The sequence below is a fragment of the Paenibacillus sp. SYP-B3998 genome (assembly GCF_010820665.1).
Taxonomy (GTDB): Bacteria; Bacillota; Bacilli; order Paenibacillales; family NBRC-103111; genus Paenibacillus_E.
Window position 1 is genome coordinate 293,819 of the sequence record NZ_JAAIKC010000006.1, and the last position, 13,374, is coordinate 307,192.

Here is a 13,374-nt window from a genome sequence, read left to right on the forward strand (position 1 = left end):
TGGTTTATCAACACATTTCCTTTAGATTATACCTGGCTAAATGTTGCAATTGAGTGTCTTTTAATCTTTCTTACTTATTAAGAGAACTCCTAGTAAAAAAGTTGCTATAATCAAAAAATATGACACAATAGGTATCTCTGCAAAAAAACTTCCATAGGATACTACTCCAGTACCTGCCATTTTTATAGATTTTGAAATCTGACCTAAGACTAACACTAAACTACTAGTTAATAGTGAAAAAGCTATTATTAAGAATCCAACTGAACGCATACTTTTCCTCCCTTAAAAATCTTCTCTCCCTATCAACAACTTGCGGTTTGCCAAATTGATTTGTTTCATTTTCATTGATGCATACCCCTCTTTACTTGTGAATCTCTCCGTACAATCTTGTTCCTCAACATAAGCATCATTCCCTATTCTTCTGTTAACTTTTCTAGCATTCTCACGAACTCTCTGCAAGACGTTTGTTGTATCGAATTTATTTCTGAATGCCATCTTTGACAGACTCGACATCGCCGTTGATATATATATACTATTCTGTGTACTGCCATTTGCCGATATGCTAGTTATCCTATAAGTGATAAAAACGCTTCTTGGCTATTGATAAGTCGATAATCCCAGCCATATAATTTAGCATTATCGTAAGATTTTCATTCATCTGATATAACGTTCGGAATGCATCATCTGCCATTGCACTTTGATGGATAGAAGGATGTAACAAGTATCCTTTTATATCCCCAGCAGGATTTTTGAGATACTCTTTAAAAACACGATGATTACCATCAATGCAAAATTTTTCGAGAGTTGGCTCAAAGTCAATGACGATAATCGGCTCGTGGCTCTCGGCTGGTGTTGATCGTGAAGTTCAATTGTAGTTGGCCACTTGCCGTTGATTAATGGGTTTCAATACAGCTACTGTTACGGTTAAAGCTTAGAGTTGCGACTCTTAAAAGGAGGTATGTAAGAGTTTCAATACAGCTACTGTTACGGTTAAAGGATTGTCAGACCTGCTGCTACGTTAGCTTTTGCAGGGTTTCAATACAGCTACTGTTACGGTTAAAGCGGTTTCTCTAAAGCGAGTGCATCGTTCGCTAAATAGTTTCAATACAGCTACTGTTACGGTTAAAGTAGCGATGGATTATTTTACGGGGGAAGGTCGCTTCCTAGTTTCAATACAGCTACTGTTACGGTTAAAGCAGAGGGATTGTTCCCAATCAAAGTCGCCCATCGTGGTTTCAATACAGCTACTGTTACGGTTAAAGGGCAGTAAAATCAAGGTTTTCCAAATAGCCATATTCAAATAATACTACAGCCACAAGTCTTTGGCCAATTTTTCCCAACCGAATACAGGTTTTCAGGTTATCCCACAAAAAATAGCCTTAAAGCCATACGGCTCTAAGGCTAACGCCATTATCCAACTCGAAGACGGTTGGGAAAAAATCTTCCTGCTCTCTACTTTATACCTTTTCTCCCACCTACCTCACTGCAATCCAAAAAACGATTTCGCCGTGCGCGTCGTTACCTCCGCCACTTCCTCTGGAGCTTTCCCAAGACACGCCGCAATTGACTTGGCGATGTGAGGAAGGAAAGCTGGTTCATTCCGTCCCTCCTGCGGCTTTACAGCTAAGTCCCGAGGCGTCAAAAACGGAGCATCCGTTTCAATCATTAGGCGATCCAGTGGAACTCGCTTCACCAGCTCCCGCAGATGCTTGCCCCTGCGCTCATCACAAATCCAACCCGTGATACCGATATAAAATCCCATGCTCAGGTATACATGCAGCTCTTGCAATGAACCCGTGAAGCAATGCACAACGGCCCTACTCATCTTCCCTGCGTAAGGCTTCAGCATGCGAACGAAGTCAACGTGCGCTTCGCGTTCATGCAAAAAGAGCGGCAATTGCAGCTCGCAAGCAAGCTGAATCTGTTCATCGAACCACTTCCGCTGCACATCGCGTGGGGAGAAGTCCCTGTTATAATCAAGCCCGCATTCTCCGATGGCAACCACTTGGGATAGTGCGGCCAATCTGCGGAGTTTCTCTATCGTTTGAGGTGTGCAATTCTTTGTATCATGCGGATGAACACCTGCTGTTGCAAATAATTTCCCTGGAAATTGCCCTGCATAGCGGGCGGACTCTTCACTGTTCCTTAAACTAGTCCCTGTCAAAATCAGTGGGGAAACCCCTTCATTTTCTGCCCGTATGACAACTGCTTCACGATCCTGTTGAAAGGAACGATGCATCAAGTTAACTCCAATATCAATGAATTGTGTCATTCTCGCTCCTCCTTTCCTTCCGTTCCTTCATTAAGACGGCAGCACTCCGCAGGAATGCCATCTGCAAGCCAAACTTCATTACCTGCGTAGTAAAAGGTTACCCCCATACTTGCCGCCTTTAACGTATCAACGGTCAAAATAACCAGCTCGCCCCTCCGCTTTCCGGCAAGGGTGGCGAAGTGAAGCCCTTCCGACAAGTGGACGTACTGACGCTGCATCGAACGGAGTCCTTCTTTTAAAATAACAGGCGCCGCATTAGCATTCGTCCCATGGTATAGACTAGCAGGCGGGACAGCAGCTGGATAGCTGACTTTGTCATGACTATGCCCGTATCGAGCACGAATCCGATCACCCCGAATTTCAAAACGCTGCTTCTCGCATGCTTCAACAACCTGTTCAACATCTTCTACTGACAGCTTTGACCATTTCGGCTGCGCTCGAAGAACGCTCATCAACGCATTCAACGTACAAGACCCATCAACTGGATCTAATTTCAATCCGAATTGGTGCGGGGAATGCCTCAATATTTTACTCATCAGCTTACTTAAACTCGTTTGTAAGTTATCATTTAACACGTAAACCACTTCCTAAAATCTCAAATTTATAAATAATCCTTATCTTTTCAGCCTGCCAAAAATCCAACCCGCATCTCCGTATCCTCTTTCATCCAAGACAGTGTCTGCCCTTTGTCTAAATCAGTCTTCATCGTTTTGACTAGGCTCTCTATATTCACTGCTTGCTCATAATGCCACTCTAGGACGGCTGACACATAAAGCTCGTTCAATTGGGCAAAAGTAAAGCCTCCCGTAAGCTTCGCCGTTACTTTAACCAGATCCTCAGTCAAAAACTTATTCAGCCCTTTTTGCTTTAAATAGGTTAGTCTTAGCTCCGTATCTGGCAGCTTAATCTCGTAGGCACGATCAAATCTGCCTGCCCGATTCATTAATGCGGGGTCAATTTTTTCTGGATAGTTCGTCGTTCCAATCATGAAAATGCCCTCTTTGGAGGTCGCCCCGTCCAAAATGTTCAGAAAATAAGAACGCGCTCGCTCTGGCATGGAATCGATATCCTCTATGACGAGAATCATCGGGGCCATATTCGCCGCAGCCTGGAAAACCTCCTGAATCGAATCACTGCATGTATGCTCTGTAATTTGCCAATAAGCCACGGGTGCCTTGACACTGCCGGCAATCGATTTAACAAGTGTAGTTTTCCCGTTTCCTGGCTTGCCATAGAGCAGTATCCCTCTTTTATAAGGGATTTGATATTCCTGGAAAAAGCTCCGATCTTCCGCGAAAAACTGATCAATCGAACGATAAATCGTTGTTTTCACATCATCCTTCATGATAACTTCCGTTCGCTCTACCATTCTGGTGATCGGAGACAACTCCTTGTGCATACCATGTGGCCCATCGGTAAATACCGTTACTTGACGACGATCTAGATCACGGCGGCGCTGGCGAGATTCCTCCAAAAATTGCAACAAACTAGCGTCATTCACAGCGAAGACGAAATCCTCTAGTCCGATTCCGTTCCAACGAAATATAGGAACTCTGGCTAACGCAATCCCCCACTGGGGATAAGCAAAAACGTTATTCCTTAGCGCAGGAAAGGTCCGGTACGATGATGCTTCACTATCCCCTTCGATGGCAAAAGCCATCGATTCCATATGATCAAAGATACGAGTTACAAGCTCAACTCGGTTATCGCCAACCTTGACATCCTGCTCCAGCAGTTCCCAATAATCTTCTTTCCCGTCTCCGCTTACATAAGGCTCGAAATGCTGTCCGTATCGCGCTTGGAGCTGCTTCTGAATCTGCTCCAACACGTAGGCATAATCCGCAAATGTGCTCAAAGAACGCTCATCCGCTTTAGCGGAGACGGCAATTGCCGTTTGTTCATATAAATAGTCAACCTTCTTATCCATCATCTTCATTTGGCACCTTTTACTGTCGCCAGTGGCTTGCATTTCGCTACAACACGGGCTAAGCCTGCGCCGACAACACTTTCTATAATTTGATCTACATCTTTGTAGGCTTGGGGCGACTCATCCAGAATCGATTCCAATGACCTTTGATTTACGACGATTTCCTCATCCGTCCCAACCTTCATCGAAGCGGAGAACTCATCCAACGTAATGAGCCTCTTGGAAGCGCTGCGTGAACGAATTCGTCCGGCTCCATGACAGATAGAATGGAAGTTAGCCTTTCCTCCCGGGGCGCCTACCATAATATAAGAGGCAGTTCCCATCGAACCTGGAATAAGCGCCGGATGACCCGTCTGTCTGTAAGGCTCTGGATTGTCGGGATGGTTCGCTGGAAGCGACCTTGTGGCTCCTTTGCGATGGACAAAATAGGATTGACCCTCATGCTGCTCCTCCCATGCATAGTTGTGCATGAGATCATACAGCGTAGTCATTTCGAATTTGGACCCAAAAATATCCTTGCCTGCTTCCCGAATCGCATAAGCAATAAGATGCCGATTTACAACCGCATAATTCAAGGCCGAATACATCAGATTTACGTAGTTCTGGGCCAGCGGATGAGCAAGCGGAGCGAACTGCAGCTTGGGATCAGCGGTACCCAGTCCCTCAGCTCGCATCACCTTTGCCATATCACTACTGCAATATTGACTTACGGAGCCTCCCCAAGCGCGTGACCCAGTGTGAATCATGACGACCACTTGGCCGTCGAATAGGCCCCAGGCTTCTGCAATCTCGCGGTTCTCATCCACAATTTCTATCGCCTGAATTTCTGCAAAATGGTTCCCATTTCCTAGTGTTCCTAACTGACGGTGTGAGCGATGCCAGATTTTCTCTGGAAATCGATTCAGCACATTTTCGTCAAGAGTGAACTTGCTGCGTTCCACATGGGTGAGTGAAGTTGCCTTGCGCGGTGTATAGCCGTCTGGTATATACTTTTTCGGTAAACCATGCAACCCCTTGGTCACTACATGCTCCAACCGAATATCAGAGAAATGCCCTCGCGCATGATCTTCTACCGGCAAATATTTCTCTATGGCTCTCACTAGCTTGCGGCGCAATTTCACGTCCTTGAGCTCATCTTTATGCACATTGGTCATATGAACTCTCATCCCGCAGCCAATATCGCTGCCAACAATGGAAGGCGACACATAGCCGTCTTCTGTATTCCACACAGCTGTCGTTCCAATGCAGGTTCCTATGCCGACATGGACGTCTGGGGTGTAGCTCATATACACCTGATTAGGAATCTGCAAATTGTTATTGGCCATCTCAAACACTTTATAATCCAAATCTCTAAACAGGGTAGGCCCTGCGTACACATGCACAACGCCCGATGGGAGTTGCACCTGCTGATAATAGGTTTCGTTTTCGTTCATGTCTGACTTTCCTCTCTATGAACCCCAAACCTCCCTTAACGCCTCGCGGAATAAAGCATCTAATGCTGCATCCTGCTTCTCTTCTGAGGCAGGGACTTGTTTAGCGGTTTCTTCAAAATAAGCAATTTGTCGCTCTAAAAAATCGTTAATCTCTATTATTTTCGGCTCTAAGTCCAATTCGACGCCGGCCTTCTTACGCACTAACAAGGTGTAAATCTCTTGTTTCAATCTCGATGCTGGAACCATTGCTTCCACCAGCTCTTCGAAATCCATCGGCGGCATGCTGCCTTTCTCCTCGATCCACTGACAGGCTAGCACCGGACGCAGCACATAAAAGTACTTCTTAATCTTCACGTAGTCACCTTGCAAATATTCGTGAAAGTTACCTTTTGCCATATGCAGATAGTGGTACATACTGGATCGCGGTGAAAAGGTTAATGGCGACATCTGACGAATTCGTTCGGTCGCCTCATATTGTTCCACATACTTAATTGGGGATTGCAGCCATTCGAGCAACGGCGGATTCGATTTGCGAAAAAGATTTAAAGCCTTCTTCAAATCCCAACCGTTGATATCCAACTGATCGCTGATCGGACACTCGATGACATCTCTTTGAGTAAAAATGGATAAATACCAATCCACGGGTCTTACATAGATAAATCTCACATCATAATCACTATCCTTCGAAGGAAATCCCCAAGCTCGGCTTCCTGATTCACAGGCATACAAAATTCGAACGTTTTCATCCGTTTCGATCCGTTTTAATTCTTCTTTTATTTTTTTCAACTCTACTGGCATGGGTCTCACCCTTTCTGTTGCTAAATAAGAATGCAAAAAAACCATAGACCAACATCGTCCATGGCTGCACATGTAAACTTCAATAAGGCTAATTAATCATACCTTCGTATACGTTACAAGACCGGCTGAGACCGACGGAATACATCTTTTTCAATTGTCAGGTTGTTAGTTAAACGGCGAATCATATCCATCGGCCCCCTTTCCATTCATTTACAAACATCATACGATCCATACCCCGTGACTGTCAATCCACTTGGACCGGAAAGATTAATTATATGAATCATACCCATTAAAAAGATTTATCAGTTTTTGCCCGTTACCTTATCCCCAAGGAGCGAATTTAACTGCTCCAATAGGTTACCGCCACCGTTAAAAGAAATCGTTCCTATTTTGTCGCAGATCTTCTCAAGGAACTCAAGCTCCTTCAAGCGATAAAGCGTCTGATTCTCGTCCATGAGCTTAGCCGTGTTCATCAAGCTGCGCGCCGACGCAGTTTCCTCGCGTCGTGTGATCAGATTGGCCTGCGCCTTTTTCTCGGCAAGCAGAACCGTATTGAGAATATCCTTGATGTCACCAGGCAGGATGATGTCTTTCACACCGGCAGCTATGAACTGGACACCGTATTCTTGGCTCTTCTCATTTAGACGCGAGAGCACATAGGCAGCGATTTCCTGCTTCATTTTCAGCAAGTCATCCAGCTTGAGGGTTCCTACATATTCCCGCAATATGAGTTGCAACTGGATATGCATTTGCTCATCGAAGGATTTAATTTCAAGTGCCCGAAGCGGATTCAAAATGCGGTATTGGCACACAAAGTTGAGCCGCAGCGTCACTTTATCTTCAGTCATCATCTCTTGTCCCGTCAGGTCCATCTGCTGTTGGCGCAGATCCACGGTTTTCACCGTGACGGCAGTCGGTCCTCGCCAGAAATAGTACTTGCCTGGTCCAAGCTCCTTCTGTTTCACATGGTTGTAAAAGAGCACGCCGGACTCATGATTCGCAACATCAAATGTTTGATAAGTCGAAGCTAACTTCGCCAGCACTGCGCGATCGATTTCTGCAGGCAGCTCAGGATTTCGAATATCTACATGAAGAAATGTATGCTTTTTCAACCGATTCCAAAAAGCATGACTCCCTGCCATCAAAAGTGAAACGAACTTGCCATCTTCATAGTGTAGAACATATTCATGGTCTGGAACCTGAACAACATCGAGCTCCTCTACAAGCTGATCGTCGTGTAAAAACAGTTGCAAATCTTTGCCCGGAACGGAGAAAGGCTTGGATATATTCAGCATGACAACCGTATCCTCGAAAAAACGCGATTTCCGGTATGTCCCCGGTTGTAAAAGCTTGGCATAGCTGCCTTTACGAAAAAGCAAGCCTCGCTCATCTGCTTGGATCGTTATTTTTTTAAACATGTGAATCCTCCTTCATGAGTTGATCTTGTAAAATGGCGTCCTCCTACAGCTAGAGACGGAAACCTGCTTAAGAATCGAGGAAGTGAGCCTTCGAGATGGCTAATTCATGAAGCGAAGCACGAGCGAAATTACCGCTCTGCTGCTGTTCATTTCATTACCAGTGAGAGTCTCCCTTATTCGAATCGGTATCCACAGCTTGCAAAGTTCTGCTGCAGCGTGCTAAGAAAGCCACCGAAGACACCACCATAAGATCCGTTTAATTCATCAGTTTTTGCTCGAGTGGAAGTCGAGTGTTATACCATTATCGTTCAATACGATTGGGGAATCGAACCCCTACAGGGAGAAATATGCCGAATGAGCTGTACAGTATACAAGCACATAGCATGTGCGAGCACTGCGGAACTGTTAGAAATCCCAGCCTAGGTACACCCACTCATGCATAAATCCCAAATATATGATCAAACGTCTGTTGACGTCTATCAACGTTGCTTCTACACGCCTTTAATGACGGCCATTGGCTTACATACGGCCACTACGTCTGCTAATGATGCCCCTACAACACTATCAATAATTTGATCGACATCCTTGTAGGCTTGCGGGCATTCATCCAGAATCGTTTGCAGCGAGCGGTGGTTCACCAAAATTTCATCATCCGTGCCTACTTTCAAGGACTGTTCAAATTGATCTACGGTAACTAGCTCTTTCGTTGCTTTGCGGGATCTTGCTCTTCCTGCGCCATGGCAAATGGAATAGAAGTTTTTGATTCCCTCTTCTCTTCCTACCATAATGTACGAGGAAGTACCCATTGATCCCGGAATTAATGCAGGATGGCCCGTTTCCTTATAGGCGGGTGTGTTCAGAAAATGTCCCGGCGGCAGCGCTCTTGTCGCTCCCTTCCGATGCACAAGCATCGGTTGATTGCGATGAAACTCTTTTAACGCATAGTTGTGCATCAAGTCGTAGAGTACCGGCATTTCTAACCCCGAGCCAAACACTTCTCTGAATGCTTCGCGAACGCCATACGCAATCATATGCCTGTTGCTGACAGCGAAGTTCAATGCCGCATACATCAGGTTCAAATAGGTTTGCCCTTCTTCGCTGGCAATAGGCGCATAAATGAGATTGCGGTCTGGGTTCTCCACGCCCCAGTTATACATGGCTGACCGGAATACCTTCGTAAACTCCTGTCCCAGCATGGCGCCCCAAGCGCGTGATCCAGAATGGATCATAACCACGACTTGACCATCGAATAATCCCCATTTGGCAGCAATGTCCTTCTGAGCGGCTTCAACTTCCAAGTACTGAATTTCGATAAAATGGTTTCCACCGCCGAGTGTACCTAGTTGTCCATGGGCATACTTGAGAATTTTGGCAGGTAACTGTTCGAGATAGCTGCTCTCGAATTTGAAGGTGGACTCCTCAACGTGAGTGATCCATTGTTCATCAGGCACATAGCTTTCAGGTAGTCCTTTAAGTCCATGCTGGACCACACTCATCAAATCAATATCCATATAATGCGTATTCGTGCGCTCATTCGTTGGTACATATTTTTCAATTGCTTTAATTAATGCTCTTCGTACATCTTTATTTTGAATATCTCGCTTATGCAGAGGCGTTGTATGAACCCTCATTCCGCAGCCGATATCAGAACCAACAATGGAAGGTGAAACGAACCCGTCCTTCATATTCCATACTGCAGTTGTCCCTATGCACGTTCCAATACCTACGTGTGCGTCAGGCGTATAGCTCATATATACATTGCGCGGAATGCGCAGATTGTTATTTGCCATTTCATAAACTTTAGCTTCAAAAGATTCAAATACTTGCGAGTTGGCGAAAACATGCAGTTGCCCATGTGACAATGCCACTTCGTGATGGTTACTTCCGTGTTGGATTGATTTCATTTCCATTGTTGAACCTCCAATAACAATCTATTCTGCTGCGACTATTCGCAAGCTCATTACTCGTTTGTCTTACAAGTTCTATAATCGCAGCTTTGGGGACAAACGAACATGGCGAAAGTATGACGACGTGCGAAAAGTTTTCCATTTTCTCCATCTTACACCCCTGTTACAATAGAAGAAGGTTGAATTGAACAGCGAGGGATTGACATGGCTAAGGAAAGCTTTGATAAAGAAATACAATTTTTGCGGATGCTTGTCTTAACAAGCGGCGCTTATAGTCGGCAGCAGTTTGCTGAAAGACTCGGCATTTCCGTCCATACTTTTGATAAAACATTGCGTCATCTAAAAGAAGTTGTTGCTGCCACCTATCAGCAAATTCCAGAATCTCAAGGCAAAGAGTTTGCCGAAACACTTCGTTACAGCTATTTCGATTCGGCAGATCCGATGCTGCTCTTTCTATTTCGAGCAAAGTCAGTGAAAGAGACAGAAAGCCAAAGAATTTCCTTGCTCTTAGCTGCCATGAATGAAAAAGCACTAACGACGATGGAGCTTCTCGACGTATGCAGTAACAGCCTGCCCGCGGAAAGCGCGCAGCCAGATGAAAAAACAATTCGTAACGATCTCAAATATTTGGAGGAAGTCGGCGTCATCATGAAGGAGCCGGGACCACGCCCTTTCCGTTATCGGATACATAACGACTTCGTTCAAGAGCTTACCGCAGATGAGCTTATTGACCTTTATGATTTCGTGGATGTCATGGCGAATACACAGGTGCCATCTGTTCAGGGCTATTTATTGCGAGACGGACTTAAGAAGCATATGAACCGTTCTTCGCCCTCCCTTGCTTCCATCGATCCTTTTCTATATAAATATCATTATTATTCTAGAATATTGGATGAAGCACACTTATTCACACTGTTGAAAGCAATAAGAAGCCGCAAGAATGTACAATTCCTATATTTTTCACCTAAAAATTCGCAAAGCTACGCCTCCAAAAATACGAATCCATTGTTTGAACGCGACATGGAGGGCAAACAGGAGAACACATTACCTCTTAAAGTCGTCTACGATCATCAGTACGGACGATGGTATCTGCTATCTTATAACACAAGGCACGGCATCAAAAAATACCGCATGGAGGGCATTACCCACCTCGAAGAAGGCGAATCCGCTGACCCTGATATATTTGAAGAGCATTTAAAGGAGCTTGAACAAAAGATAACGTACAGTTGGCTTATTGATACGGGCCGTCCTGTGACGGTGCAGGCACGATTCTTTAATCCAGGAGATTTGCAGCCTAACTTTATTAAAGAGCGGGTATGTCTTCAAGGTCAATGGGGACAAATTATGGAGGAAACAGAGGAAAGCTTCATCTTTGAAATTGTGGTCAATGGAACAACCGAAATTAAACCGTGGTTACGAAGCTTTGGCTCAAGCTGCGAGGTGCTCACGCCGCATTCTTTGCGGAATGAGATGCTCACGGAGTGGAAGGAGATTATCGACTATTATGAATCTGTTTGAGAAGATTTTTAACTATCAAATTATTTCAAGGCTTGAGAACACGGGTACTTTTATGATTACCGCTCAGGAAAGATCATGGCTCAAAACGATGCTAGCCCATCCCTCCGCTTCAGAGGCATTCACTCCTGATACGTTAGAGAAGCTTCAAACCGTGTTAACGCCTGAGCCCTCACTTGATCTATCTGAAGTATTTATAGAAAAAGCTAATAGTGTTGAAAAACAAGTTTATCATCCACTACTCCGCACGCTGCGACGTTTTATTATGAACAAAACCGGGGTTAAGCTAACGTATAGAGTGAAAGATGATCGCCTAGTTAAGAATGAAATGGCTTTCCCTTACAAGCTGGAGTATTCACTTGTAAAAAAAGAATGGTACCTGCTTTGGTACCATCTTCGTCACAGAGCTCTCATGAGCACAAAGCTCCAAAAAATTGATGATTTGCATGAGCTACCTGTTTCTTCTGAACAGGCAGGGCCCATTGTCGCGAATATTGAAAAATTGCTAGAGAAGCGTCAGCAGCATGCTACCATTGAAGTTATAAAAGCTTACCATCGTGAGCTATCGCGGATCTTATATGCCTTTTCTTGCTTTGAGAAGAACGTGGCGTACGATAACGTGAATGAAACTTATACGATTCGCTTAACCTTTCTCAGTAATGAGAGCGAGTATGTATTGTCTAAGCTGCGCTTCCTTGGTAAGCGGGTTAAAGTCATAGATGGAGACTATCTCAAGCGAAGAATGCTTGAGTCAGCTAGGAAGGCTTACCAGCGCTATGAGGTTCTTTAAGTTGTCTTTTGTCCCAGAAGAAGACTAAGGGTAATTATAATATTGTTTTCTGTTTCCAAAACAACCGCATGCGGGTTCTTCATTCCATAATCATCGAATGTAATCACGGTGCTTCCTCCAAGATTAATGACGCCTTGATTATACACGGCATCCGTTTTAAACGTTACATCTTTAGATTTATCTTTAACTGTAAGAGTTCCAGTCATGTTAAAAGAAATCTTTTCGCCTTCTTTCCATTTCTTGGGAAATTGGTCGATCGATTTCAGCTTAAATTTGGCCTCAGGGAAAGCTTGGGCATTTAAAAAATCCTCACCCTTAACATGCCCATCTCTTTGAGAATTACCCGATTGCAGATTATCAATACTTACGAAAGCCTCAGCGTTCATTTTCGCCGGATCTGTAACGTTCAACGTCCAGTTTCCTTTTACTGCACCGCCTTCGAAGTTAACCTTTTCCTTGGACGTAGTTATTGAAAAGTATACTTTGGAATCCGGCTGAATGCTCCACTCCTTATTCAAAACTCCTACATCTACAGTCTTAGTGCTAGCTGCATTTGAGGTGGCTGTCACAGGAATTGCCTCTTTTATCGTCACATGATTACCAGCGTAGTAGTCATATGCATAATAAGCCCCACCTAAAATAATAACCGCTCCAACTGCAAATCCGACTAACTTCTTTTTCATCTGTATTCCTCCGATTTGTTTTATAATTACTACAATTTCAGGATTGGATTTCATCTAAACAGGTAAATGAATCACTTCCCTACAAAACTACACGTTGTAGTGTGTTTTTACAATAGCAATCTTAGCTGAAATTTAGCTGAGTGTAAGCTTAAAATAACATTAAATTAAATGGTTTAGACATATTTCCACTAAGCTCCAGGATATAAGAAATAAAATAAACAGAAAAAAGACTGTTGAAATTAATCAACAGTCTTACCCACTTGCGTGAGTGCTTACATGTGCTTGGCAACGTTCTACTCTCCCAGAACCCTGCGGTTCAAGTACCATCGACGCTGGAGGGCTTAACGGTCGTGTTCGAGATGGGAACGCGTGGGTCCCCTCCGCCATCATCACCAAACGAGATGCTTCTACCACGAAACATCGATAAAACAATCAGGCTGGCTTGCACCCTGAAAACTAGATACGAAACTTGCGTAAAGGGTGAATCGCTTGCTGCTTGTTACTACAGCCGCTCTGCTTCTTAGGAAAGCATTCTTGGTTAAGCCCTCGACCGATTAGTATTCGTCAGCTGCACACGTTGCCGCGCTTCCACCTCGAACCTATCAACCTCGTCGTCTACAAGGGGTCTTAC

General features: G+C 44.4%; 12 protein-coding genes, 2 rRNA genes and 1 CRISPR repeat array. Of the genes, 2 read left to right on the forward strand and 12 right to left on the reverse strand.

Going from position 1 to position 13,374, the window contains the following annotated elements; all coding sequences use genetic code 11:
* Positions 1 to 60: 60 nt before the first annotated feature.
* The 9 genes from GK047_RS17860 to GK047_RS17895 all read right to left on the reverse strand — a co-directional run bounded on the left by GK047_RS17860 (position 61) and on the right by GK047_RS17895 (position 9,752).
* Complete coding sequence (locus GK047_RS17860; RefSeq protein WP_163949587.1) at positions 61 to 270, reverse strand: hypothetical protein; 210 nt, start codon at positions 268 to 270, stop codon at positions 61 to 63.
* A gap of 12 nt (positions 271 to 282) precedes the next feature.
* Positions 283 to 495, reverse strand: coding sequence for a hypothetical protein (locus tag GK047_RS29275; RefSeq protein ID WP_205516844.1), 213 nt, complete (start codon positions 493 to 495; stop codon positions 283 to 285).
* 405 nt (positions 496 to 900) lie between these two features.
* A CRISPR array of direct repeats spans positions 901 to 1,262; the repeat unit is 30 nt; unit sequence GTTTCAATACAGCTACTGTTACGGTTAAAG.
* A 218-nt stretch (positions 1,263 to 1,480) separates the two neighbouring features.
* Positions 1,481 to 2,272, reverse strand: coding sequence for a TatD family hydrolase (locus tag GK047_RS17865; protein WP_163949590.1), 792 nt, complete (start codon positions 2,270 to 2,272; stop codon positions 1,481 to 1,483).
* Entirely contained in the window at positions 2,269 to 2,847 is a 579-nt protein-coding gene (locus tag GK047_RS17870; RefSeq protein ID WP_163949593.1) for an RNA 2'-phosphotransferase, read from the reverse strand. The genes GK047_RS17865 and GK047_RS17870 overlap by 4 nt, the downstream gene beginning before the upstream one ends.
* Positions 2,848 to 2,894: 47 nt before the next feature.
* A complete protein-coding gene (locus GK047_RS17875) occupies positions 2,895 to 4,199 on the reverse strand; it encodes an AAA family ATPase (RefSeq protein WP_163949693.1) in 1,305 nt (434 codons plus the stop codon).
* 5 nt (positions 4,200 to 4,204) lie between these two features.
* Positions 4,205 to 5,632 (reverse strand): RtcB family protein, encoded by a 1,428-nt coding sequence (locus GK047_RS17880; protein WP_163949596.1) that lies wholly within the window; start codon positions 5,630 to 5,632, stop codon positions 4,205 to 4,207.
* A 15-nt stretch (positions 5,633 to 5,647) separates the two neighbouring features.
* Positions 5,648 to 6,430, reverse strand: a complete 783-nt coding sequence (locus GK047_RS17885; RefSeq protein WP_205516845.1) for a nucleotidyltransferase domain-containing protein — start codon at positions 6,428 to 6,430, stop codon at positions 5,648 to 5,650.
* A 302-nt stretch (positions 6,431 to 6,732) separates the two neighbouring features.
* A complete protein-coding gene (locus GK047_RS17890) occupies positions 6,733 to 7,848 on the reverse strand; it encodes a slipin family protein (RefSeq protein ID WP_163949599.1) in 1,116 nt (371 codons plus the stop codon).
* A gap of 491 nt (positions 7,849 to 8,339) precedes the next feature.
* Positions 8,340 to 9,752, reverse strand: a complete 1,413-nt coding sequence (locus tag GK047_RS17895; RefSeq protein WP_163949699.1) for an RtcB family protein — start codon at positions 9,750 to 9,752, stop codon at positions 8,340 to 8,342.
* Positions 9,753 to 9,959: 207 nt separating this feature from the next.
* Between GK047_RS17895 and GK047_RS17900 the strand changes: the two genes are divergently transcribed.
* The gene (locus GK047_RS17900; RefSeq protein WP_163949602.1) at positions 9,960 to 11,273 is read left to right on the forward strand and encodes a helix-turn-helix transcriptional regulator; all 1,314 of its coding nucleotides are present in this window, start codon (positions 9,960 to 9,962) and stop codon (positions 11,271 to 11,273) included.
* A complete protein-coding gene (locus GK047_RS17905) occupies positions 11,260 to 12,060 on the forward strand; it encodes a WYL domain-containing protein (protein ID WP_163949605.1) in 801 nt (266 codons plus the stop codon). Before GK047_RS17900 ends, GK047_RS17905 begins: the two co-directional genes overlap by 14 nt.
* Here the strand turns inward: GK047_RS17905 and GK047_RS17910 are convergent.
* The 3 genes from GK047_RS17910 to GK047_RS17920 all read right to left on the reverse strand — a co-directional run.
* On the reverse strand, positions 12,057 to 12,797 hold the full coding sequence (locus tag GK047_RS17910) for a YceI family protein (protein ID WP_240344013.1): 741 nt from the start codon (positions 12,795 to 12,797) through the stop codon (positions 12,057 to 12,059). The two genes, GK047_RS17905 and GK047_RS17910, sit on opposite strands and share 4 nt — an antisense overlap.
* Before the next feature lie 226 nt (positions 12,798 to 13,023).
* Positions 13,024 to 13,140 (reverse strand): 5S ribosomal RNA (rrf, locus tag GK047_RS17915).
* Between the two features lie 137 nt (positions 13,141 to 13,277).
* Positions 13,278 to 13,374 (reverse strand): 23S ribosomal RNA (locus tag GK047_RS17920); the annotation flags it as partial.

Excerpts from the sequence above, each read along its gene's own strand:
- GK047_RS17860 (WP_163949587.1), bottom strand. The coding sequence starts at position 270 with ATGCGTTCAGTTGGATTCTTAATAATAGCTTTTTCACTATTAACTAGT.
- GK047_RS29275 (WP_205516844.1), bottom strand. The coding sequence starts at position 495 with ATGGCATTCAGAAATAAATTCGATACAACAAACGTCTTGCAGAGAGTT.
- GK047_RS17865 (WP_163949590.1), bottom strand. The coding sequence starts at position 2,272 with ATGACACAATTCATTGATATTGGAGTTAACTTGATGCATCGTTCCTTT.
- GK047_RS17875 (WP_163949693.1), bottom strand. The coding sequence starts at position 4,199 with ATGGATAAGAAGGTTGACTATTTATATGAACAAACGGCAATTGCCGTC.
- GK047_RS17880 (WP_163949596.1), bottom strand. The coding sequence starts at position 5,632 with ATGAACGAAAACGAAACCTATTATCAGCAGGTGCAACTCCCATCGGGC.
- GK047_RS17885 (WP_205516845.1), bottom strand. The coding sequence starts at position 6,430 with ATGCCAGTAGAGTTGAAAAAAATAAAAGAAGAATTAAAACGGATCGAA.
- GK047_RS17890 (WP_163949599.1), bottom strand. The coding sequence starts at position 7,848 with ATGTTTAAAAAAATAACGATCCAAGCAGATGAGCGAGGCTTGCTTTTT.
- GK047_RS17895 (WP_163949699.1), bottom strand. The coding sequence starts at position 9,752 with ATGAAATCAATCCAACACGGAAGTAACCATCACGAAGTGGCATTGTCA.
- GK047_RS17900 (WP_163949602.1), top strand. The coding sequence starts at position 9,960 with ATGGCTAAGGAAAGCTTTGATAAAGAAATACAATTTTTGCGGATGCTT.
- GK047_RS17905 (WP_163949605.1), top strand. The coding sequence starts at position 11,260 with ATGAATCTGTTTGAGAAGATTTTTAACTATCAAATTATTTCAAGGCTT.
- GK047_RS17910 (WP_240344013.1), bottom strand. The coding sequence starts at position 12,797 with ATGAAATCCAATCCTGAAATTGTAGTAATTATAAAACAAATCGGAGGA.